Origin of the sequence: Candidatus Endomicrobiellum trichonymphae, from assembly GCF_002355835.1 — a bacterium.
Taxonomy (GTDB): domain Bacteria; phylum Elusimicrobiota; class Endomicrobiia; order Endomicrobiales; family Endomicrobiaceae; genus Endomicrobiellum; species Endomicrobiellum trichonymphae.
In genome coordinates this window covers 326,888-351,216 of record NZ_AP017459.1, presented here as the reverse complement: position 1 = coordinate 351,216, position 24,329 = coordinate 326,888, and the positions used below count along the sequence as shown (strand labels likewise).

General features: G+C 40.6%; 20 protein-coding genes, 4 tRNA genes and 1 CRISPR repeat array. Of the genes, 3 read left to right on the top strand and 21 right to left on the bottom strand.

All coding sequences use genetic code 11. From position 1 onward, the window contains the following. Positions 1 to 65 precede the first annotated feature (65 nt). The 20 genes from rpsU to RSTT_RS06630 all read right to left on the bottom strand — a co-directional run bounded on the left by rpsU (position 66) and on the right by RSTT_RS06630 (position 13,341). Entirely contained in the window at positions 66 to 272 is a 207-nt protein-coding gene (gene rpsU, locus RSTT_RS01725) for a 30S ribosomal protein S21 (protein ID WP_015423251.1), read from the bottom strand. A gap of 41 nt (positions 273 to 313) precedes the next feature. Beyond that, the gene (locus RSTT_RS01720; RefSeq protein WP_015423250.1) at positions 314 to 661 is read right to left on the bottom strand and encodes a histidine triad nucleotide-binding protein; all 348 of its coding nucleotides are present in this window, start codon (positions 659 to 661) and stop codon (positions 314 to 316) included. Between the two features lie 296 nt (positions 662 to 957). Next, on the bottom strand, positions 958 to 1,875 hold the full coding sequence (gene ribF, locus RSTT_RS01715; protein WP_015423249.1) for a riboflavin biosynthesis protein RibF: 918 nt from the start codon (positions 1,873 to 1,875) through the stop codon (positions 958 to 960). Between the two features lie 46 nt (positions 1,876 to 1,921). Then, positions 1,922 to 2,614 (bottom strand): tRNA pseudouridine(55) synthase TruB, encoded by a 693-nt coding sequence (truB, locus tag RSTT_RS01710; RefSeq protein ID WP_015423248.1) that lies wholly within the window; start codon positions 2,612 to 2,614, stop codon positions 1,922 to 1,924. 91 nt (positions 2,615 to 2,705) lie between these two features. Continuing rightward, entirely contained in the window at positions 2,706 to 3,722 is a 1,017-nt protein-coding gene (locus tag RSTT_RS01705; RefSeq protein WP_096525447.1) for a DHH family phosphoesterase, read from the bottom strand. Positions 3,723 to 3,857: 135 nt separating this feature from the next. After that, on the bottom strand, positions 3,858 to 4,223 hold the full coding sequence (gene rbfA / locus RSTT_RS01700) for a 30S ribosome-binding factor RbfA (RefSeq protein ID WP_015423246.1): 366 nt from the start codon (positions 4,221 to 4,223) through the stop codon (positions 3,858 to 3,860). A gap of 57 nt (positions 4,224 to 4,280) precedes the next feature. After that, on the bottom strand, positions 4,281 to 6,560 hold the full coding sequence (gene infB / locus RSTT_RS01695) for a translation initiation factor IF-2 (protein WP_096525446.1): 2,280 nt from the start codon (positions 6,558 to 6,560) through the stop codon (positions 4,281 to 4,283). Then, on the bottom strand, positions 6,541 to 7,833 hold the full coding sequence (nusA, locus tag RSTT_RS01690) for a transcription termination factor NusA (RefSeq protein WP_096525445.1): 1,293 nt from the start codon (positions 7,831 to 7,833) through the stop codon (positions 6,541 to 6,543). The genes infB and nusA overlap by 20 nt, the downstream gene beginning before the upstream one ends. A gap of 10 nt (positions 7,834 to 7,843) precedes the next feature. Beyond that, positions 7,844 to 8,299 (bottom strand): ribosome maturation factor RimP, encoded by a 456-nt coding sequence (gene rimP / locus RSTT_RS01685; RefSeq protein ID WP_096525444.1) that lies wholly within the window; start codon positions 8,297 to 8,299, stop codon positions 7,844 to 7,846. 78 nt (positions 8,300 to 8,377) lie between these two features. Then, complete coding sequence (gene rplA / locus RSTT_RS01680) at positions 8,378 to 9,061, bottom strand: 50S ribosomal protein L1 (protein WP_015423242.1); 684 nt, start codon at positions 9,059 to 9,061, stop codon at positions 8,378 to 8,380. Between the two features lie 102 nt (positions 9,062 to 9,163). Next, entirely contained in the window at positions 9,164 to 9,598 is a 435-nt protein-coding gene (gene rplK, locus RSTT_RS01675) for a 50S ribosomal protein L11 (protein ID WP_015423241.1), read from the bottom strand. Positions 9,599 to 9,669: 71 nt separating this feature from the next. Further along, positions 9,670 to 10,200 (bottom strand): transcription termination/antitermination protein NusG, encoded by a 531-nt coding sequence (gene nusG, locus RSTT_RS01670; protein WP_015423240.1) that lies wholly within the window; start codon positions 10,198 to 10,200, stop codon positions 9,670 to 9,672. A 12-nt stretch (positions 10,201 to 10,212) separates the two neighbouring features. Beyond that, positions 10,213 to 10,401 (bottom strand): preprotein translocase subunit SecE, encoded by a 189-nt coding sequence (secE, locus tag RSTT_RS01665; protein WP_096525443.1) that lies wholly within the window; start codon positions 10,399 to 10,401, stop codon positions 10,213 to 10,215. A gap of 29 nt (positions 10,402 to 10,430) precedes the next feature. Further along, a tRNA-Trp gene (locus tag RSTT_RS01660) sits at positions 10,431 to 10,501 on the bottom strand. Positions 10,502 to 10,512: 11 nt separating this feature from the next. Beyond that, a complete protein-coding gene (rpmG, locus tag RSTT_RS01655) occupies positions 10,513 to 10,665 on the bottom strand; it encodes a 50S ribosomal protein L33 (RefSeq protein WP_015423238.1) in 153 nt (50 codons plus the stop codon). Between the two features lie 502 nt (positions 10,666 to 11,167). Then, entirely contained in the window at positions 11,168 to 12,367 is a 1,200-nt protein-coding gene (gene tuf, locus RSTT_RS01650) for an elongation factor Tu (protein WP_015423092.1), read from the bottom strand. Positions 12,368 to 12,431: 64 nt separating this feature from the next. Next, positions 12,432 to 12,503, bottom strand: a tRNA-Thr gene (locus tag RSTT_RS01645). Positions 12,504 to 12,529: 26 nt separating this feature from the next. After that, positions 12,530 to 12,600: transfer RNA gene (locus tag RSTT_RS01640), tRNA-Gly, on the bottom strand. Between the two features lie 15 nt (positions 12,601 to 12,615). Beyond that, positions 12,616 to 12,698: transfer RNA gene (locus RSTT_RS01635), tRNA-Tyr, on the bottom strand. Positions 12,699 to 13,140: 442 nt separating this feature from the next. Further along, the gene (locus RSTT_RS06630; RefSeq protein WP_231941960.1) at positions 13,141 to 13,341 is read right to left on the bottom strand and encodes a YqaA family protein; all 201 of its coding nucleotides are present in this window, start codon (positions 13,339 to 13,341) and stop codon (positions 13,141 to 13,143) included. 181 nt (positions 13,342 to 13,522) lie between these two features. On the opposite strand from RSTT_RS06630, the gene RSTT_RS06075 reads away from it, so the two are divergent. The 3 genes from RSTT_RS06075 to RSTT_RS01620 all read left to right on the top strand — a co-directional run bounded on the left by RSTT_RS06075 (position 13,523) and on the right by RSTT_RS01620 (position 15,262). Next, positions 13,523 to 13,666: a hypothetical protein gene (locus tag RSTT_RS06075; protein WP_172412813.1), complete on the top strand. Its 144-nt coding sequence runs from the start codon at positions 13,523 to 13,525 to the stop codon at positions 13,664 to 13,666. After that, on the top strand, positions 13,620 to 13,826 hold the full coding sequence (locus RSTT_RS07050) for a 16S rRNA (uracil(1498)-N(3))-methyltransferase (RefSeq protein WP_096525442.1): 207 nt from the start codon (positions 13,620 to 13,622) through the stop codon (positions 13,824 to 13,826). The genes RSTT_RS06075 and RSTT_RS07050 overlap by 47 nt, the downstream gene beginning before the upstream one ends. 218 nt (positions 13,827 to 14,044) lie before the next feature. Beyond that, positions 14,045 to 15,262: a MiaB/RimO family radical SAM methylthiotransferase gene (locus RSTT_RS01620; protein WP_096525440.1), complete on the top strand. Its 1,218-nt coding sequence runs from the start codon at positions 14,045 to 14,047 to the stop codon at positions 15,260 to 15,262. A gap of 113 nt (positions 15,263 to 15,375) precedes the next feature. Further along, positions 15,376 to 23,860: a CRISPR direct-repeat array (repeat unit 32 nt; unit sequence ATTTCAATTCACGCGCCCACACGGGGCGCGAC). A gap of 175 nt (positions 23,861 to 24,035) precedes the next feature. On the opposite strand, the gene cas2 is transcribed toward RSTT_RS01620, so the two are convergent. Further along, entirely contained in the window at positions 24,036 to 24,326 is a 291-nt protein-coding gene (gene cas2, locus RSTT_RS01615; protein WP_096525439.1) for a CRISPR-associated endonuclease Cas2, read from the bottom strand. Positions 24,327 to 24,329 lie beyond the last annotated feature (3 nt).

The window sequence follows — 24,329 nt, the reverse complement described above, 5'->3', positions numbered from 1 at the left end:
CCCAAAGTAAAAGGGAGTTATATGTCCATCAATACAGCTAAACATAACTCCCTTCCTATTTTTAATCACTTTGACCACTTACTGTCCTTAAACATTTTACGACGGATTTTCCTTTTTGTTTCTGCAAGTTTTTCTTTTTTTAAAATACTTGGAGTTTTATAAAATTCGCGTTTTTTTATTTCCTGCATTACTCCGTTTCTTTCGCATTCTCTCTTAAAACGTCTGATAGCTTCTTCAATAGACTCGCCTTCGCGCACTTTAACACTGACCATTTTTTTTAAAACACCACCTTTCTTAAAAAATACTTTTCACATCATCCAGGGGGCCAGCCGAAAACTCGCCCTCCAAGAAGATGATAGTGTATATGAAAAACCGTCTGTCCGCCGTCAGCACCACAGTTATTTACCAAACGGAAGCCGTTTCCCATTTCACTAAACTGTTTTGCTATTTTTGACACAATAATCTGAATATTACCCAATATTCTCTCATCTTCTTCCGATGCAGTGTTTAATCCGCCTATATGTTTCTTAGGAATAATGAGTATGTGAACCGGTGCCTGCGGATTTATATCTCTAAAAGCAAAAACTTTCTCGTCTTCATAAACCTTATAAGACGGAATTTCTCCTTTGGTTATTTTACAGAAAAGACAGTTTTCTGACATTTAAACCCCTTAGTTATATAATACAAAAATATTTTTAAATTCTATTAAAAAATATTAAACCGTCGTATTTATTAGATAAATAGGCTACATTTTAAAATTTCAGAATACACAAATTAAGAGAGCTTTCAGATTTAAAAGAAAATAAGAATTTTTGCTGCCACAATATAAATAATCTGCAGATAAACCTTTTTTCTTCATTGCCTCAAAATTCCTTAATTAATTGCTTTTAAACTGCAACAACAGCCAGATACAAAATATATACTGCCGTTAATCTGCCCAAATAAATAATGCGCCTTTCACTTCGTCTTATGATAGTTAAAAAATCGCAATGCTGCCAATAAATCTTTTGAAATTTGAATTTTAAGCGCATCAACGCTTGCAAATTTTTTCTCATTTCTTATTTTTTTTAAGAACATAACTTTAGTCTGCAATTTTTTCCATTCCCCTTTAAAATCTAAAATATACGTTTCCGGAACAATTTTGTTCCCTCTGTCAAAAGTAGAACGTATCCCTATATTTGTAAGTGAAGGATATATTCTTTCTCCCTGCGATATAAGACTTATATAGACCCCCTTGGGGAGAAGTTTATCACTGTTTACATGAAGATTAACAGTAGGGAATCCAAGTTTTTTCCCCTCTCCTTTTTCCTTAAACGGAATCCCCGTAAAAGAGTAATTTCTGCCAAGCAGGCTTGCCGCGTTTTTCACATCATCTTTTTCAATTAATATTCTTATATAAGAAGACGAGATATTTTTTAGAGGTTTGACGATATTTATTTTTATATTCTTTTCTTTTGCTTTTTTCTTAAGCCATTCAATGTTGCCTTTTCCGTCTTTCCCGAAAGCAAAATCAATGCCGCACATTATTTCCGAGACATTAAGCATTTTATGCAGAAATTCATCAAAAAATTCTTCGGGACAGCAAGAAAGAATTTCAGAAGGAACTCCTATTACAAAAATTTCATCTGCCCCTGAAAACTTAATCTTTTCTATCTTTTCCTCATATGTCGTAAGCAGACCTCTTACTTTTTTGACAGGTTTTTCAAGCACAATTATTACGCTTCTTAAATTATTTTTTCTTGCGGAAGATAAAATTTTATCTATAAGAAGTCTGTGCCCTTTGTGCATTCCATCAAAAGTTCCGATGGCTACTACTGATTTTTTAGTCATTTCACACCTATTAAATTTTATACCGAAATCTTTGCCTTTCAGCATCTGTTTTTTTGTTTGCTATAATCATAAACTGCAAATCTAGATAATTTTAAAGTGGTATCAGTTTTTTTATTATTTTATCGGCACTGTCTGTATCTTTAAATCTCAAAGCATCTTTAATATCAAATATATCTATTTTCTCCCTTCTCAAAGTTTTAACTGTTGCGCCACACTTTAAAACATTTCCTAAATCTTGTGCTAAAGTCCTTATATAAGTTCCACTTGAACATTCTATCCTTACTTTCACAATGTCTCCATCATAAGAAAGTACTTCAAATTTCTTTATTGTAACTTTTCTCGGTTTTCTTTCGACTTCAATGCCTTGTCTTGCAAGTTCGCAGAGTTTTTTACCGTTATATTTTAAAGCTGAATACATCGGAGGAATCTGGAAAATTTCACCTTCAAACATTTCAACCATTTTTTTTATCTTTTCAATGTTTATATTTAAAACACTGTTTTCGGAAATTACCTTCCCATCTAAATCACCACTATCTGTAACCATACCCAAAAGAAAAGAACTCAAATAAACTTTATCTTTTTTCATAAATTTAGCTTGGAGTTTTGTAGCTTTGCCCATCAACACAAGTAAAAGTCCTGTAGAAGCAGGATCTAAAGTACCGCAGTGTCCAGTCTTTTCAACGTTTAAAACCTTTTTTATTTTATAAACAGCGTCAAACGAAGTAATGCCAAACGGTTTATCTAAAAGTAACAACCCATCAATATTGTTATAGCTTTGAGACATGACTGATTAACCTCACATAGGCAACGTTACTCGGATCTTTTAGAAACTTTTATCTATTTTGAGTACAAAGCTAAAATAAAACATATAAAATTTACAGAAAAACTGCACTACAGAACAACAGTTTGTCAGAAGCCAGTTTCTCTTTTAAAACACTGCTTATCATTTTGATTGAAGCGTTTATTCCCTTCTTAATGGTGCAACCTGCGGCATTTTTATGTCCACCACCGCCAAATCTGCCTACAACTTCCAATACATTAAAGCTTCTTACCGAACGGCAACTGACTTTTATGGTTTTTTCGTCTATTTCTTTGAAAAGGCAACCGACTTTTACGCCTTCTATTCTTAAAGTATAATTTATTATACCACTGTCGTCATTGTCTTTTGCACCGCTTTTCTTAAACATATCTTTTGTTAAAACAATATAAGAAACACTATCATCAAGAATTGTTTTTATTCCGCATAGAGCAATTCCTCGTAATTTCAAAGCATTGATAGAACCGTTCTCATAAACTTTTTTATAAATTTCATTTATATCTATACCATACTTCATAAGTTTTGCACAAGCAATATGTGAATTAGGAGTAGTATTTATCTGTTGGAAACATCCTGTATCGGTTAATATACCCGCATAAAGATTCTCAGCTTCGCCTCTGGTAAGTTTAATTTTCATATAATCTAAAATATTTAATACGAGTTCTGCAGTTGACGACGAAGACGGGACTATATAATTTATAGTTCCGAAATTTGTATAAGTTAAATGATGGTCTATATTGATCACTTTTTTTGACTGACACGGAGTAATTATATCACCCATTCTTGAAAAGTTAATCGCTTCTAAGATTATTGCACAGTCAAACACATCAGTTTTTTTTGCTGACTTTTTTATTTCATCCGAACCTTTAAGAAACTTTAAAAAATCCGGTACTTCATCAATGCAGTAAACACAAGCCTCTTTACCAAGTCTGTTTAAAACAGATGCAAGAGCCAAAGCTGAACCGATACTGTCACCATCTGGTTTTATATGACCGGCAATAAAGAATATTTTTGATTGTTTAATTATTCTGGAGATTTCAGAAATTTTTTTCAAATCGTTCTTAGCTAAATTCATGTATAACGGATATCCTTCAATCTGTCAAATAAGTCAAGATTTGCGGATTTATATTATCTATCTGTCAATTCGTCTTCCTTATTTAACGCTCATCCATTTCATATTCATACTGCTCATAACCATGGAAGCACAGACTCAAAAAATACATTTATCCTTTTCTTCTTCTATTCTTTGGAGCATATCAAATACTTTCGTAGCTCTTTCATTACTATCGTCATAAACAAAAGATATTGTCGGGGTACACCTTAAATTTAAACGTAAAGCCAGTTTATGTCTTACCTGTTTTGTACTTCTCTTTAAAATCCCGGCAACTTTTTTCTTATATTCTTCCGAACCTAAGACGGAATAATAAATTTTACAACTTAACAAATCGTCCGTAAGATTGGCACCCATAACCGTAACAAGTCCTGCGTCTAAATCTTTCATTTCTCTTACGATTGACGATATGGTCTGCTGTATAAGTTCACTTACTCTGACAGATCTTTTATATGATAACGGCATATTGACTTCTCCTTTAGATTCATTATTTTGAACTTTATGCGGATTTACATCTTTTTATCAATTATCCAGTTTCCTTACAATTTTTTCTATAGAGAAGTTCTCAATTATATCGCCTGGCTTTACGTCAGAAAAATTTTCAAGACCAATTCCGCACTCATAACCTTTTTCAACTTCTTTAACATCATCTTTAAATCTCTTTAACGAAGAAATATTCCCTTCAAAAACAATGATATTATTCCTCAAAAGCCTTATCTTTATACCTCTTTGTATTTGTCCATCAGTAACAGAACAGCCCGAAATAATTCCGTAGCTTGACAATCTGAACACCTGTTTCACAACAGCTCTGCCTAACACTTTTTCTTTCACATCGGGGTCAAGCAATCCTTCCATAGCGGCTTTAACATCTGCGATCAAATCATAAATAATTCTGTAAACATTTATGCTTACTCCCTCCGCTTCTGCAAGTTTTTCAACTACGGTATCGGGACGTAAGTTAAAACCGACTACCAAAGCGTTTGAAGCAACAGCTAAAGCAATATCCGATTCTGTAATTGCGCCCGCACCCATATGTATTATTTTCAAACTTATTTCAGAAGTCGAAAGTCTCTCCAAAGCATCACTTAAAGCTCCCAAAGAACCCTGAACATCTGCTTTCAATACTATTCTTAAATCTTTCACTTGCCTCATATTTATATCGGCAAGCGACAAATGATGTCTGGGCTTTAAAGAAGCTTCTTTAATTTTTCCCTTTCTCGAACGAGTAATCTCTCTCGCCTGCGATTCATTATCAACCACAATAAATTTATCACCCACATGCGGAGGTTCATTCATACCTAAAATTTCTACAGGAGTGCTAGGAGGAGCTTCATTAAACCTCTTTCCGCGATCGTCAATCATCGCTCTCACTTTACCATAAGTCGTTCCTATAACCAAATTATCGACAACTCTTAAAGTTCCGCCTTGAACCAAAAGCGTCGCGACCGGACCTCTGCGTGAATCGAGTTTTGCTTCAATAACTACTCCTTCTGCTTTTTTATCAGGATTTGCTTTAAGTTCCATCATCTCAGCTTTAAGCAAAATCATTTCAAGCAATGAATTAATATTGGTTTTCTGTTTTGCAGAAATATCAATCATTATCGTATCACCACCCCATTCTTCAGGCACAAGACCATAATTGCTTAATTCCTGTCTTACCTTCTGCGTGTCTGAAGAAGGCAAATCTATCTTATTTACAGCAACAATAATAGGTACATTTGCGGCTTTTGCATGATTTATAGCTTCAACTGTCTGCGGCATTACACCATCAGCTGCAGAAATAACAAGTACGACTATATCGGTAGCCTGAGCTCCTCTAGAACGCATTGCTGTAAAAACTTCATGACCCGGAGTATCCAAAAACGCAATGTAGTCCCCACTAGACACTTTAACTTTATATGCTCCAATATGCTGCGTAATTCTGCCGTGTTCGCCTGCAATAACGTCGCTGCTTCTTATTGCATCAAGAAGAGAAGTTTTACCGTGGTCAACATGTCCCATAATTGTAACAACCGGCGGACGCTGCTTTAATTTTGAAGAATCCTCTTTGGAATTTATTTCCTCTTCGGAATAAATTGACGTAAATCTCGCATCATAATCAAACTCTTTAGCCAAAAGAATAGCCGTATCAGTATCAAGCCTTTGATTTATGGTAGCAAGACTTCCCATAGAAAGAAGTTTCTTTAAAACGTCACCAAACATAAGCTTCATTTTATCGGCAAGTTCTCTTACGGTTATCAACTCATTTATTAAAATTATCCCATTGTAATTATCTTTAACGGTTCCGGGCTTAGCCTCTGTAGATTTTATAGCAGTTTTTGGGTTTTCAGTTTTCGGAACAGACGATTCTGGTTCTATCGGTTTTTGTTTCGACTCTTGATATCCAGCTGTTGCATCAGAAGACATCGGAGAATGCAAAATAACAGTTTCTTGTCCTTTTATTATTGCAGATTCTTTTTTAGGTGTCGCTTTTTCTTCTTTTACAACAGTTTCTAAATCATATTTTTTTTCAATCTCAGATTTTTCTTCATGGTCATTTTTTTCAGAAAAAACATCCTTAATAATTTTCTTTCTAACAGAGTTAGCTTTTCCCACTTTCGTCCTAACAAATTTTGTTTTAGCACCTAATTCCGTTTTTTTAGACACAACTTTAGTTTTAACCACCTTTTGAGCAACTCCAATAGCAGCTTTTTTTACGGCTTTTCTAGCTGAAACTTTTTTTGTTTTACCTGACGATACGGTATTCTTTTTTGCACTTTTTTCTTCAGAAACTTCTACTTTATCACCTTGTTTTGATGGCATATAAACACTCCTGCTTATTTTCTAATGCTATTTTTTTTGCCACTTCAATAATCTTTTCGGCAGTTTTATGACCTATACCAGGTAGAGTAATAAGATATTCAGTTGTTAGCAAGGATAACTTTTCTACATCCGTAATTCCAGCTTTTACAAGCATTTTTATGATTCTTTCGCTAAAACCTTCAAGTTTTTCGAAAACCTCAGCTTGTTTTTCAATTCTTTCATTACCTTCCTGTTTTTTCTGTCCCTCTGATTTTACATCGATATGCCAACCTGTGAGTTTTGCTGCAAGTCTTACGTTATGCCCGTTTTTGCCAATAGCCAAAAACAGCATATCATCGGTCACCAAAACTTCTGCTTTTTTCTCTTCTTCAGAAATAGTGGTTACGGAAACAATTTTTGCGGGAGACATCGCACTCGCTATATATTTTGCCGGATCTACAGAATAAGACACCAAATCAATCCTTTCACCTCTTAATTCATCGATGATGGGTTTCACTCTCGCGCCTTTCACGCCTACGCATGCTCCTACAGGATCAACTTTCGGATTATGCGACAGTACGGTTATCTTTGTCCTCACACCCGGCTCTCTTACAACATTTACTATCTCTACAATTTTCTCGTAAATTTCAGGAACTTCAAGTTCAAAAAGTCTTTTTACAAGTTCGATGCTTGTTCTCGATAAAACGACTCCGGAACCTTTAACACTCTTTTCAACTTTTATAATTACGGCTTTTATATACTGCCCAACACTAAATTTCTCTTTAAATACCTGCTCGCTTGAAGGAAGTATCGCTTCTGTTTTACCCAAATCCACTATAAGATTTCTGTTTATTATGCGATATATAGCACCATTTGCAATCTGTCCAATCTTTTCTTTCATCTCGTCAAACAGCGAATCCCTCTCGGATTCCCTGATTTTCTGCACTATAACCTGTTTTGCTGTCTGCGCGGCAATACGCGAAAAATCCCGCGTATCAAGAGGTATTCTTACCTCAGTCCCAATCTCTGCACTTTGATCGAATTTTTTTGCATCTTGAACACATATCTCTAAAAGCGGATTTACAACATCCTTGACAACAACTTTTACTACGCTTGCCGTCATCTCCTCCAATTCAGGATTGACTTTAGCTTCAACATTAACATTTTTACCAACATGTTTTTTATAGGCCGACACAAGAGCATTTTCTATCACTACTAAAATATCTTCTTTCTTAATTTTCTTATCTTTCTCAATCTGCTCAAGAGCTATTAAAAGTTCACCCTTTTCTGCCATTCCATCCCCCCTAAATATCTGCTTCTATATTAGCTTTTCTTATATCTGAAAATTCTATTTCCACAACTCCGTTTGTCACATCGTTTATTTTTATCCTGCCATCATCAAAATTTAAAAGAGTTCCTAAAAAATTCCTTTGATTATTTATAGGTTTAAAAGTCCGAATTCTAGTTTTACTTCCTATAAAACGTCTAAAACTTTTTTCGCTCTTTAAAACTCTTTTAAATCCCGGAGAAGAAATTTCCAGAACATGAGAATCTTTTAATATATCGCTCTCATCTAAAAAAGCACCGAAAATACAGCTTATATTTTCACAGTCGCTTATTGTCACCCCGCTGTCTTTATCGATAAAAATTCTTGCAACCCAATCGCCAGCTTTCTTACTGTACTGTACATCAACTATTTCAATTTTTTCCCTCGCTGCAACTGGAGCAAGCAAATCCTCTATTTCCTGCACTTTTCTCATCTGACACCATCCTCACAAAAAAAGTAAAAGACAGCCTTTAGTCAGCCGCCTTTTATATAACTAAAACTTAAAAAGCAACTATATTTTTTGTTCAACAAATATACCGGGACCCATAGTTGATGAAATAGAAATACTCTTTATATACTGTCCCTTTGAACTTAAAGGTTTTGCTTTCGCAACAGCTTCAAGCAAAGTTTTTATATTGTTTTCAAGTTTTTCTTTTTCAAAAGATGCCTTTCCTACCGGAACATGAATTATTCCGAAAGAATCGTTTTTATATTCGACTCTTCCTTTTTTAAGTTCTTCAACTGTTTTGCCGATCTCAAACGTCACAGTTCCTGACTTCGGATTCGGCATAAGACCCTTAGGTCCGAGAATTTTTGCAACCCTACTCAAATCTTTCATAACGTCAGGCGTCGCAACCAAAACGTCGAAGCCAGAACCAAGTTTACCTTTTGATATATCCTCAATTAAGTCATCTGAACCTATAATATCAGCACCCGCTGCTTCAGCTTCCTTTTGTTTTTCGCCTTTTGCCAAAACCGCGATTTTTCTTGTCCTACCGATGCCGTGCGGGATAGATATTGTACCTCTCACCATCTGATCGCTCCGTTTAGGATCAATGCCTAACTTAATATGAATTTCAATAGTTTCGTCAAATTTTGCTTTTGCCGTTTCTTTTACAAGAATTACAGCTTCCGTCAGTTTATAAACCATGTTCTTATCAACTAACTTTGACGCTTCGCTTAATCTTTTACCCACTTTTTCCTCCTGTGGTTATATGTCGAGCATAAACCGACTCCCACAATTCACTTCTATTATTATTGTCAATTTCACTATTTGCTTTCACTTTCAACTTTACGGTTACTTAACAATATCAATGCCCATACTTCTTGCAGTTCCCTCAATCATAAGCTTTGCAGCATTCAGGTCTCCGTTTGCATTTAAGTCCGGCATTTTTTGCTTTGCTATTTCTTCTACCTGTGTCGCAGTAATTTTTCCTGCTTTATTTCTATTAGGAACTCCAGAAGCTTTTGCAACACCGGCAGCTTTTTTAATCAAAACCGGAACGGGGGGTATTTTTGTTATAAAAGTAAATGATCTGTCTTCAAATACAGTTATAACTGCAGGTATTGTCATTCCCTGCTCCATACTTTTTGTTCTTTCATTGAATTGTTTGCAGAAATCCATAATATTTACGCCCTGCTGTCCCAATGCGGGACCTACTGGTGGCGACGGATTTGCTCCGCCTGCGGGAATTTGTAATTTAATCATTGCTTTTATTTTTTTAGGGGGCATTTTATATTACTCCTGTATTGACTGATTTCGCATATAAGTAAAAATATATATAGAATTTAACCTTAACTTTTTTACATTTTTTCAACCTGCAAGAAACCAAGCTCTACCGGTGTATGCCTTCCGAATATCGTCACCATAACTCTTAACTTACCTCTCTCGTGATTGACTTCTTCCACGATACCTATAAAATGTTTAAACGGCCCTTCAATAATACGGATATTTTCTTCTTTCTCAAACGATACCGCGGGTCTGGGCTTAGAAGTATCCGGATTGGCAACAGTGTTAAGAATATTTTCAACTTCAAACTGCGATATTGGAATAGGCTTTACGCCGCCCAAAAAACCTGTAACTCCTGCGGTGTTTCTAATAAGCCAGTAAGTCGAATTGTTTATCGTCATCTCAACAAAAATATAACCGGGATAGAATTTTCTTTTTTTTATTTTTTTTTTATTTTGTTTTACCTCAATTACCTCTTCAGTGGGGACAAGTATTTGCGAAATAGTATCCTGCATGTTCAAATTTGCAACAGTCATTTCCAACCCTTTTTTTACTTTATATTCATGTCCTGAATAAACATGAACAACATACCATTGGTTTGCCATTTCTCACTCCAGCTATAATATAATACCAACAACAGTGCCTAAAAACAAGTCAACAACGCTTACAAAAATAGACATGATAATAACAAATATAATCACTATTATAGTAGTTCCCACAACTTCTTTTTTGCCAAGCCATGTAACCTTTGTAAGCTCGTAATACGACTCTTTAAAAAATTGTATGAACGTTCTAATTAAATTCATCTTAAACCTTCGTAAATATTATTCAAAAACGGGGGCAGAAGGATTTGAACCTCCAAAGCTGGTTTTGGAGACCAGCAGTTTACCATTAGCTTATACCCCCCCTTGTCTTGATTATTTTGTCTCTTTGTGATCAGTGCGTTTGCCGCAATTTTTACAAAATTTTTTCAATGCGAGCTTCCCTTCATGATTTTTGGCTCTGTCAAAATAATAATTCCTGTTCTTACATACACTGCACGCTAATGTTATAATAACTCTTTCCGCCATCTATTAATTCTCCAATTTTATATTTTGCCTGCCATGTTTAGGTAGTTTTTGTCTCAAAAACATCTGTTTGCTTTTACTTCATATTTCTTTCGCCGATAACGAGAGCCTGTGCTATATTCTATCACTTTATTCTGCCGCTATCGTCTCTTTATGGTCGTTTCGGTTTACCCCCCCCCCCTCTGTTTTATATATCTGTTAGAATCGCTATATATAATTTCTTAAGAGTAATAACTATAATAAAATAGCTCCAAAACAAATCTCTCGGTGTCAATGATCATACGACCGCAACTTAATTCTCAAACGTTGAGTCGGGACTGCTTTTTCATTTACCATAGATTTTAATCCTGTTTATTTAATCTCCGTTTTATAACATAATACTTAAGCGTCGATTATTTTACATTCAAGTCGTATCCAAACAATAAAGCTTCTTTCTTATTAAATCTAATAATTTCTCCACCCAAATCTTTCACTCACACAAACATAATCAAAAAAAAACCTCTCTCTATTCAACTATCTCGGTAACAACCCCAGAACCTACCGTCTTCCCACCTTCCCTTATCGCAAACCTTAACTGCGTCTCCATCGCCACAGGCATTATCAACTCTATATCCATCGTCACATTGTCCCCAGGTATCACCATCTCCACACCTTCAGGCAAATGCGCTATTCCCGTCACATCCGTCGTCCTAAAATAAAACTGCGGACGATACCCATTGAAAAACGGCGTATGTCTCCCTCCTTCTTCTTTAGTCAGCACATATACCTGTCCTCTAAACTTCTTATGCGGCTTTATTGAACCCGGATACGCTATTACCTGTCCTCTCTCCACCTGATTCTTCTCTATCCCTCTCAACAGCATCCCTATATTATCCCCTGCCTGCGCTTCATCAAGCAGCTTTCTGAACATCTCTATACCCGTCACCACCGATTTCCTCGTCTCCTGTATCCCCACTATATCCACATTCTCTCCTACTCTCACTCTCCCTTTTTCTACTCTCCCCGTCGCTACCGTCCCTCGCCCTGTTATCGAAAATACATCCTCAACACTCATCAGAAATGGCTTGTCAACATCCCTCGCAGGCAACGGTATCGTATTATCTACCGCTTCCATCAAACTCATTATCGAATCCACTCCATCCTGCTTCCCTTCCAACGCACCTAATGCACTCCCTCTTATTATCGGCGTGCTCTCCCCAGGAAAATTATACTTCGTCAGCAAATCCCTAACCTCCATCTCCACTAAATCCAACAACTCCTTATCCTCCACCGCATCACATTTATTCAGAAATACTACCACTGCCGGCACATTCACCTGCCTTGCAAGCAATATATGCTCCCTCGTCTGCGGCATCGGACCATCAAGCGCACTCACCACCAGTATCGCACCATCCATCTGCGCCGCTCCCGTTATCATGTTCTTTACATAATCAGCATGACCAGGACAATCTATATGTGCATAATGCCTATTCACCGTTGAATATTCCACGTGACTCACCGCTATTGTCACTATCTTTGACGCATCTCTTCTCCCTTGCGATTCTGACGCCCTCGCCACCTCATCATAACTAATGTACTTCGCTAACCCTTTATCACCCAATACTTTCGTTATCGCCGCCGTTAACGTCGTCTTACCGTGATCTACATGCCCTATTGTCCCTATATTTACGTGCGGTTTACTCCTCTCAAATTTCTCTTTTCCCATTTTTATTTCCCCTCCCTCATCATCAACCTCACTGCAGTACTAATTGTAACTTTCAAGATAAACTAGCCGAGGGCGAGAATCGAACCCGCGACCACCTCCTTACCAAGGAGGTGCTCTACCACTGAGCCACCTCGGCAGACTCTCAGACAACAATAAGTAAAAAGCGGGAGACGGGAATCGAACCCGCGTGGACAGCTTGGAAGGCTGGAGCACTACCATTGTGCTACTCCCGCAAATTTATAGTAGTATGGGGGCGGATGGATTTGAACCACCGAAGGGCAAGCCCGCCAGATTTACAGTCTGGTGCATTAGACCGCTCTGCCACACCCCCGTTTTAATAACTTAAAATTTATCGTATCAATCAACCTATAATTATACCATAAAGATATCGCACCGTCAACAGAAATGTATAGGACACTTTAATTCTAAAAAAAAGCCGGTAATAAGTAAAATAGCAATACTGCAGAGAGGATATTAAAATACTTTTCTATTGTATATTAGATTTTTGCGCCAAACAGCTTTAAAGCAGTAGAGACAATAAAAAAACGCCCGACTATTCAAAGCATAGACGCAACAAACAAAACAAGCATAGATATATTGAATATTCCAGCTGCAATCGTTAGCACTTTAATAAGGAATAGTCGCAAATGTTCCTGTAAAAATACTTAAAAAGCATTTACTGCATATTTTTCACCGATTATTGCCACAGCATTGCGTAAATTATAAAAATTTACTATTTACAAGTTTAATAGTCTTATAAAAAACCTTGCCTATCATATAACGCCGCAAACGGAACCCAAAGTACATATTAATACTTTCTGCCACCATTTTCCAGGTTCTGCAATAACTAAAGGAGTAAGCAGTATATTCGTCGGAACAGGGGAAAATAAATTTTCCATAAAAGCTATGCCAAATAATACGTAATTTGAGTTTCTTGTCTTTATCCAATGCAAAGTCCAATCATAAATGCACATATCTAAAAGAATAAATTATTATTTTTTCACATAGCTATTCTATTTTAAGTCGTGTATCATTATCAAATTAAAAAATAAATTCCTTACAACTTACTTTGTTAACACTTAAAACAGCCATTTTTACCATTTCAGATAATCTTTGTATTGTGTTATAATAGTAATTATGCTCATGGAGAATATTTTGTCTTCTTTACATAAAATGTCTGATTTTATCGTAAAAGCTTCCCAAAGACGACAATTTGAATGGCTTATTGAAAAACATGCCGAAATAGAAGTTTCTGAAATCGCACCTGTTAATACTAAAAACCAGTTTTTCAAAAAATAAGTCAGAACGATATAAAAAGATATCCGTTGCCGCAAGTTCGCAGTGCGAAAGAAACGACATTATGAAAATAAATGAGCCTTTGGATTTTAAAACTGCTTGCAAAAATGCTGCCGCAGACAAAAAATCCATAAATATTTTATCCTTACGAAAGCGAAAATAACAAATCCCTTATAAATAATATTTTTAAAGAAAAAGTAAAATATAATAGCTACAGTATTTTTTATAGGTCCGGAAGGAAGGTGGATTTGAAAATGAAGAAGTATAATTTGCGAAATCGTTCGCCATCCTGACAAAAACACTCGGAAACAACATCTTACGAGTAGAAACCGCGGCAATTGTCACAAGCACCTTGATTTTAAATTTTTTTAAAAATCTTAAATGAAAAAGTATTATATACACACTTTCGGCTGTAAAGTAAATCAATACGAATCGCAGCTCATTTCCGAAAAATTTAGAAAAGATAATTTTGAATGCACGCAAAAGCCTGAAGAAGCTGATATTATTATTTTTAATTCCTGCACCGTAACGGCAGACGCTGATAAAAAGTTGGAATATTTTTTAAGAAAAGCGACAAAACTGCCAAACAGACCCAAAATAATGCTTACAGGCTGTATTGTAAAAAACAAAAATATTGATATCAAAAATCTCTTCCCCGATATTGAAATAATAAAGGATAAAACAAAACTTTTTATCGAACCACAAAAACAGAAAGTCTCCGGTTTTGATAGACACTCAAGAGCATTTTTAAAAATACAGGATGGCTGCAAAAGTTTCTGCAGCTACTGTATAGTTCCGTATGTAAGAAGCACTCTATGGAGCAAACCCGAAAATGAAGTCTTATCGGAAATTAAAAATCTTGTAAAAAGCGGATACTCTGAAATAGTTCTGACCGGAATACATACAGGAAAATATGACGGCGGACTTTCAGATCTGCTTGAAAAAATCATTAAAATTCCTTTAGCTTTCAGAGTACGGATTTCATCTGTAGAATTAAACGAGATTGACGACAAATTCATAGAACTTATAGAAACAAATGCAGAAAAAATATGCCGTCATCTACACGTCCCCCTGCAGTCCGGTAGCGATGAAATTTTAAAACAAATGAACAGAAATTATTCAACAAAGGAGTTTGAAAAAAAGGTAAGTAAAATAATGCGGATTTTACCTGATTTGGCGCTTACTACAGATATCATTACGGGATTTCCCGGAGAAACCGAAAAACACCACAAAGAAACATGCGATTTTGTAAAACAAATTTTGTTTGCAAGATTTCACATTTTCAGATATTCTTACAGACAGGAAACGAAAGCTTCAACATTTGGAAACAAAGTTCCTACAATTGAAATAAAAAGCAGGTCAAAAGATATATTTGAAATAGATTCTATAAAAAGAAAAGATTTTTTAAATAAAAACATAGGCACAAAAAGAAAGGCTGTAAAAACAGGAAAAAATAAGCTGCTTACAGACAATTATATAACTGTTAAACAACAAACTGAAGCGTGGAATGTAGAGTGTGGAATTATGAAAGCCTCCGGCAATAAAAAGAAGCAGAGCGGCATTTTTGAAGTTGAAATTACAGATACTTCCGAAATTTAATAAAGCCTGCTTACTAAAAATAGAAAACGCTAAATCAATTGAATTTTCAATAATTTAGTATAGCACATCTAAAGATAGGAAGGAAGCTATAACAGATATCGTTGATGGGTTTAATTTCAATTCACGCGCCCACACGGGGCGCGACAAGTTGGAAGAGAGCCTTGTAAATCAGGGATTGATTTCAATTCACGCGCCCACACGGGGCGCGACTTCAAATGTAAGTCTAAAGCTCTGCCAAATTTGTATTTCAATTCACGCGCCCACACGGGGCGCGACTTCAACAGCAAATTTATCAACAATTACTTCGTCAAATTTCAATTCACGCGCCCACACGGGGCGCGACGGAAGTTCTTTGCCTTTCTCAAGCGTATCTGAGAATTTCAATTCACGCGCCCACACGGGGCGCGACCCGTCAACTCCCGTAATCTGTAGATAATTGTCAATTTCAATTCACGCGCCCACACGGGGCGCGACTGCACCTTTAAGCCAGCACGGAGTATTCAGAGCAATTTCAATTCACGCGCCCACACGGGGCGCGACAAGTCTGGCACATTGGCTATCTGCTGTCCCGTCTATTTCAATTCACGCGCCCACACGGGGCGCGACATACTCTCCTCAACGAATTGTACAGTCTTAATTTATTTCAATTCACGCGCCCACACGGGGCGCGACGGGAATACCTGTATATAGAGATCATAACATCGCTATTTCAATTCACGCGCCCACACGGGGCGCGACCACAACAACAGCATAATAATTGATGTAGGCAATATTTCAATTCACGCGCCCACACGGGGCGCGACAATCATATTTTTATTTAAAAGTCAAGGGGACTTATTTCAATTCACGCGCCCACACGGGGCGCGACAATAAACAGGGCAAATCCTGTACACTTAATATTAATTTCAATTCACGCGCCCACACGGGGCGCGACAATAAACAGGGCAAATCCTGTACACTTAATATTAATTTCAATTCACGCGCCCACACGGGGCGCGACGGCAGAGGCAAATATAAAGGAAACTAATTGGAATATTTCAATTCACGCGCCCACACGGGGCGCGACTTCAGAGGAGTATATAAAACAGTTGTTTTTAATGATTTCAATTCACGCGCCCACACGGGGCGCGACTGTAATTACAGTAGCAAAAGCATACGAGGATTTATTTCAATTCACGCGCCCACACGGGGCGCGACGATACGATTCGAACGGCAGTTGCGTGAATTCATTATTTCAATTCACGCGCCCACACGGGGCGCGACAGAAAAGAAAATCAGGAACATTTCTTAGAAAATAATTTCAATTCACGCGCCCACACGGGGCGCGACACAGGCGCTCTGCCGTCGCTCGATACCGGGATCATTTCAATTCACGCGCCCACACGGGGCGCGACGAGGCGCTCGTTGCACAGAAATTGAAGGTACAAGATTTCAATTCACGCGCCCACACGGGGCGCGACCTCTCAATAAATGTCCTAAAATGCTTATGATTAAATTTCAATTCACGCGCCCACACGGGGCGCGACTGGATTTTCATACGGCAAACGAGGATAAAGATTATATTTCAATTCACGCGCCCACACGGGGCGCGACAATGGCAGGTGAAACATATCTACTAAAATCAAACATTTCAATTCACGCGCCCACACGGGGCGCGACCATCAACTGAAACACGATATCAACTACGAAAATAATTTCAATTCACGCGCCCACACGGGGCGCGACTGATTATATACGCAGTGTATACGGTGTGGCAGTTATTTCAATTCACGCGCCCACACGGGGCGCGACAAGCCCTTCTACGATATTATCAAGGCTTCTTTTCTGATTTCAATTCACGCGCCCACACGGGGCGCGACTCAAACAATTCGTCGGAATATCTATTCATAGTTATTTCAATTCACGCGCCCACACGGGGCGCGACGTCAGTGGAAGAGGAGTTAGATATGTCAGGATTTATTTCAATTCACGCGCCCACACGGGGCGCGACGGCGATGTTAAAACATTGGTGGACGCTGGCGATAAATTTCAATTCACGCGCCCACACGGGGCGCGACTTAAAGAAGGCAAAGCTAAAGATTTCCAATACAAAATTTCAATTCACGCGCCCACACGGGGCGCGACGAAGTGCTACCCTGGAATGCGTGTTGCACAGTTTATTTCAATTCACGCGCCCACACGGGGCGCGACTACGGTGAAAACGAACCGTTTTTTTACCGTTCCATTTCAATTCACGCGCCCACACGGGGCGCGACGGAAAATCTATAATCGTTAAATTGTAATTGAGCGATTTCAATTCACGCGCCCACACGGGGCGCGACTTTTTGCCTCCGCTGTGCTTTTGTTTTTTATTTCGATTTCAATTCACGCGCCCACACGGGGCGCGACTCTGCAACGTTGCCAGCGGAATAATATTGCGCCTATTTCAATTCACGCGCCCACACGGGGCGCGACAAGTAGCATTTAACTCGAATATTGAGTGGGTAACGATTTCAATTCACGCGCCCACACGGGGCGCGACAAATTTGTTTTGGATATGTTAAAACCTTTTTGCAATTTCAATTCACGCGCCCACACGGGGCGCGACAAGGTACCAGAGGTACAAGCACCTGAAAATAAATATTTCAATTCACGCGCCCACACGGGGCGCGACTACAATCATATTTTTATTTATTTGTCAAGGGCTTATTTCAATTCACGCGCCCACACGGGGCGCGACCTGGCACGAAGTTTCTTACAGGCACAGGGAATATTTCAATTCACGCGCCCACACGGGGCGCGACGCATTAAACTTGTCAAATTTTGACATATCTATCTATTTCAATTCACGCGCCCACACGGGGCGCGACCTCAAAATTGACAGCGTCCGACGGTTCCATCTGCATTTCAATTCACGCGCCCACACGGGGCGCGACTTTCTGTTGCGGGCGCTGCTCATCCGTGGTACCAATTTCAATTCACGCGCCCACACGGGGCGCGACCATATCTGTCCGTCTACTTTCGGTTTTCCGTCAGATTTCAATTCACGCGCCCACACGGGGCGCGACATTCTCTCTCACATACCAATTCTTACGCTTATCAATTTCAATTCACGCGCCCACACGGGGCGCGACTAGAAGGGGACCAGTTATTCACTGATTATTTTAAAATTTCAATTCACGCGCCCACACGGGGCGCGACATCCTCCAGAATATCTTTATGGATACTTTTAAAAATTTCAATTCACGCGCCCACACGGGGCGCGACATTTGGGGACACCGCCCTCTGAACATTTCCTCCAATTTCAATTCACGCGCCCACACGGGGCGCGACTTTTGATAGTAAATATCCCTGATTATTCTGAAAGATTTCAATTCACGCGCCCACACGGGGCGCGACTCACCAGTTACAGGATTTTCCTTCCAAACTAAATATTTCAATTCACGCGCCCACACGGGGCGCGACCCACAATGTATTATTACAATCGCACTTGTCAATATATTTCAATTCACGCGCCCACACGGGGCGCGACAAAGCGGAAGCGGCTGAACGATGTTTAGGTGTAATTTCAATTCACGCGCCCACACGGGGCGCGACGCCAGCACCTTGATTGAAAAATATCGGCAAATACATTTCAATTCACGCGCCCACACGGGGCGCGACTTCTTTACCAGAAAGTAGGCACACCATCTGCTCCTATTTCAATTCACGCGCCCACACGGGGCGCGACAGAATTCTGTTCACGGATTATTCCGCACTACGAAAATTTCAATTCACGCGCCCACACGGGGCGCGACATTTAAATGTTCCTCAAGGTACTGGAGCATTATTATTTCAATTCACGCGCCCACACGGGGCGCGACCTCGTTCAAACGAGCCTGCTCACGCTCGTACGCATTTCAATTCACGCGCCCACACGGGGCGCGACATGTATACACACATTTTTTCTTTGTGCCTAATCATTTCAATTCACGCGCCCACACGGGGCGCGACGATACCTTGCTGATATGCGGTACGAGGCATAATAATTTCAATTCACGCGCCCACACGGGGCGCGACTAATAATGTGCCATTTGGCTATCAAGCGATCTGGATTTCAATTCACGCGCCCACACGGGGCGCGACAGGGATTCGAAGGGTTGAAATCCTGAAGCATTTGATTTCAATTCACGCGCCCACACGGGGCGCGACATTACGTCTGATTAAATTTACAATAAATTCAAGAGATTTCAATTCACGCGCCCACACGGGGCGCGACTGGCGGAAGAGGAACAGTTAATATCACTTTTGCGATTTCAATTCACGCGCCCACACGGGGCGCGACAAAAAAAGTCAACTTGTCTTTTCTGTTGTCGTTATTTCAATTCACGCGCCCACACGGGGCGCGACACAGCAACACTTTAGGATATAACTTCCATATAGGAATTTCAATTCACGCGCCCACACGGGGCGCGACCTTTTCTCTGATAGTTAAGTATGTTATAACATCCATTTCAATTCACGCGCCCACACGGGGCGCGACTGTCCAGTGGAAAGCTATTGCGTCCGATTCTACAGATTTCAATTCACGCGCCCACACGGGGCGCGACTCTTGCGGTACAATAATTTCACAGCCGATTGGCTATTTCAATTCACGCGCCCACACGGGGCGCGACTTCTGAAAGGTCTTCACCAATGGAAACAAAATCCTATTTCAATTCACGCGCCCACACGGGGCGCGACGCGAAATTTATCAGAAAAGTCGGCAATTTTGTCAAATTTCAATTCACGCGCCCACACGGGGCGCGACTTTACATATCTAATCTTACAGGGCTTTTCAAGATTATTTCAATTCACGCGCCCACACGGGGCGCGACTTAATATTTGAATACCTGTATATGGAGATAACGATTTCAATTCACGCGCCCACACGGGGCGCGACTCCTTTTATCAGTGCTGAAATTAAGGTTTAAAGCAATTTCAATTCACGCGCCCACACGGGGCGCGACTACTCTTCCCGCGTCATTTTTGCCTCCCGTACCTATTTCAATTCACGCGCCCACACGGGGCGCGACAGGAACGGACACACAATACATTAAACTGCATTCTATTTCAATTCACGCGCCCACACGGGGCGCGACTGTTGATGTGGAACGCCGCGAACACTCATATTATAATTTCAATTCACGCGCCCACACGGGGCGCGACGCTTCTACTTTTACTAAAACATAAACTCATTAAAATTTCAATTCACGCGCCCACACGGGGCGCGACATAATAAAACAAGCTGAACTGCAAGAGAAAGAGCAATTTCAATTCACGCGCCCACACGGGGCGCGACCAAATGTATGCGTTATATGCACCACTTGATAGAGATTTCAATTCACGCGCCCACACGGGGCGCGACGAAAATTTCAATTCACGCGCCCACACGGGGCGCATTTCAATTCACGCGCCCACACGGGGCGCGACCGCAGAAGTAAATGAGGAAATGGGGCTGCCACGAATTTCAATTCACGCGCCCACACGGGGCGCGACTTATTATTTAGATACGTTGCTTCAGATTCAGCAGATTTCAATTCACGCGCCCACACGGGGCGCGACTAATCTTTTCTCGCACGGTTGGAAAAGCACTCGCATTTCAATTCACGCGCCCACACGGGGCGCGACTATGTCAAAATTTGACAAGTTTAATGCCTTTAAAATTTCAATTCACGCGCCCACACGGGGCGCGACAACACCTAAAATCGCATTTGCCGAAGCTACGTGCGATTTCAATTCACGCGCCCACACGGGGCGCGACTAATAAACCTATACTGGATAGAGACCAATGGATTATTTCAATTCACGCGCCCACACGGGGCGCGACTTTAAGATTTTGAGAAATCATACAAACACTGTTATTTCAATTCACGCGCCCACACGGGGCGCGACTGGAAGAGTTCAGCGGTTATATAATTTTATAGCTATTTCAATTCACGCGCCCACACGGGGCGCGACAAGAGAGAGAAGATGGCAAAATGTTCAGAGCACAGATTTCAATTCACGCGCCCACACGGGGCGCGACAAGATGGGATTGAGCGAGGATGGAGATACTATTGATTTCAATTCACGCGCCCACACGGGGCGCGACTAACGATTATTACGAAATGTATGCGGAATATTTAATTTCAATTCACGCGCCCACACGGGGCGCGACTACACCACATAAGCATATTATTATTTATTTGTCAAATTTCAATTCACGCGCCCACACGGGGCGCGACATTACAGGCTGTTAGCTTACGCAGATTATGTAAATTTCAATTCACGCGCCCACACGGGGCGCGACGAGATTTGAGAAAGGTACGGATGTATCTGTATTGATTTCAATTCACGCGCCCACACGGGGCGCGACTCCTTCTATTACTTACGCTGAAAGCAGGCAAATAATTTCAATTCACGCGCCCACACGGGGCGCGACCAATTGTTTGATTTTGAAAATACAGCTGAAGAGGATTTCAATTCACGCGCCCACACGGGGCGCGACAAAGAGAATGAAAAGAAACGAAGTGTTGTTTAGGATTTCAATTCACGCGCCCACACGGGGCGCGACGCAGTCTATAAATGCTTTGTATCAGAAAGCTGTAATTTCAATTCACGCGCCCACACGGGGCGCGACGGTAAACGAAAACGCACTGTTTGCACTAGAGATGATTTCAATTCACGCGCCCACACGGGGCGCGACGCAATTCTTTATTGCACCAAAAGAAGGATATGAAATTTCAATTCACGCGCCCACACGGGGCGCGACTGCCCATTTGGCTTCTGTGTTTACAGCTTTGCAGATTTCAATTCACGCGCCCACACGGGGCGCGACAAAGGCTACGAGGGCGGGCAGGAGAAATGGGACATTTCAATTCACGCGCCCACACGGGGCGCGACCCTATAAAGTCCAGAGCTGTATCTTTCCAATCGATTTCAATTCACGCGCCCACACGGGGCGCGACATTTGAAGCACTGCAGAAAGATTTAGAAACTAATATTTCAATTCACGCGCCCACACGGGGCGCGACGAGAAAGAACTGGGCATATTGCCTCAAACAGACGATTTCAATTCACGCGCCCACACGGGGCGCGACGAAGTGTCTGTGCCTTGTCTTATTATAACATTTTATTTCAATTCACGCGCCCACACGGGGCGCGACTTTTTGATAGTAAATATCCCTGATTATTCTGAAAGATTTCAATTCACGCGCCCACACGGGGCGCGACACATTTGAAAAAGCGAAACACATCTACAGAAACATTTCAATTCACGCGCCCACACGGGGCGCGACATTACGCAGGTATTGTGGTGCAGTTATGCAACAGATTTCAATTCACGCGCCCACACGGGGCGCGACATGAGGCAAATCACATGTTGCCTGTAGAGAACTGATTTCAATTCACGCGCCCACACGGGGCGCGACAAGCATTTAAAGCCAAAATCGCAGACCATAACATATTTCAATTCACGCGCCCACACGGGGCGCGACAAACATTGTTGGGTAAATATCCTCAAGTCTGTTGTATTTCAATTCACGCGCCCACACGGGGCGCGACCGTCAAGTTCTTTTCTTGCGTGCGTTTGCGTTCCATTTCAATTCACGCGCCCACACGGGGCGCGACCGGAGGAGGCGGGATGTTGGGAGGTTTAGCAGGAGATTTCAATTCACGCGCCCACACGGGGCGCGACTTTAGCCAACGGAGTAGGATACGAATGTATTAATTTCAATTCACGCGCCCACACGGGGCGCGACCAGAAACGTTTCCGCTCTCAAGCAGTCTTTTGAGATTTCAATTCACGCGCCCACACGGGGCGCGACTACCGCACCCACAACTCTACCTATTATGGCTTCCATTTCAATTCACGCGCCCACACGGGGCGCGACCAGATAACCCACGAAATTTAGTCAACATTCTCAAATTTCAATTCACGCGCCCACACGGGGCGCGACGTTGAACCTTAGTGTATATCTTTCGTTCAGCTGATTTCAATTCACGCGCCCACACGGGGCGCGACATGCCGCAACTGTTATATATTGCCCTGATAAGTGATTTCAATTCACGCGCCCACACGGGGCGCGACGTCGTCGTCAAAATCATAGTCCTGCGAAGCTAAAATTTCAATTCACGCGCCCACACGGGGCGCGACACCGTAAGCACAGGGCGGAATAGATATAAAATACTATTTCAATTCACGCGCCCACACGGGGCGCGACAAAAACAAAGCAAACACTCACAAGCACTATGATGATTTCAATTCACGCGCCCACACGGGGCGCGACTCCGAACATTGAACTACCAAGACTAGCATACTTCATTTCAATTCACGCGCCCACACGGGGCGCGACAATTTGCTCATTATTTGTACGATAACCTATTTCGATTTCAATTCACGCGCCCACACGGGGCGCGACCTGCATTTTCTGCTCGAAGTTTTGGGCTTCAGTAAATTTCAATTCACGCGCCCACACGGGGCGCGACAACCACTGTACCGCAATCAGGCCGATCCCAAAAAATTTCAATTCACGCGCCCACACGGGGCGCGACACATGCAGTGAACGGCGGAACGCTCACAACATACATTTCAATTCACGCGCCCACACGGGGCGCGACAGCAAAACAAAAAATAATTAAAAATTCAACACATTTTTCACAATTTATGCGAATCACCCATTTTTATTACAAAACCATTGACATATTCTTAATTTCTATTCATTTTTCAATGTGCGATGCCAATAAACAACAATCAATTACATACCATTCGCACCGTTATACTCCTTTATAACTCTTATATTATCAACGTTCCATGTAAATCAACAGGTTTTTTACAACCATAATGTTCTATTTTTCTTTTCCAATCTGAACCAAGCATATAAAACCTTATACTGTCTTTTTTTAAGTTTACAGTATTCAATAATTTATCCTTTAAAAAAATCCATTGAGTAGGGTCAACTTCACATTCAAATACCGAATACTGAACTCTCTGTCCATAATCCAAGCATTCTTTAGAAACCCTCCTTAACCGCTTTTGTCCTCCTGCATCAATAGTACTTATATCATAACTTATCAAAACCAACATAAT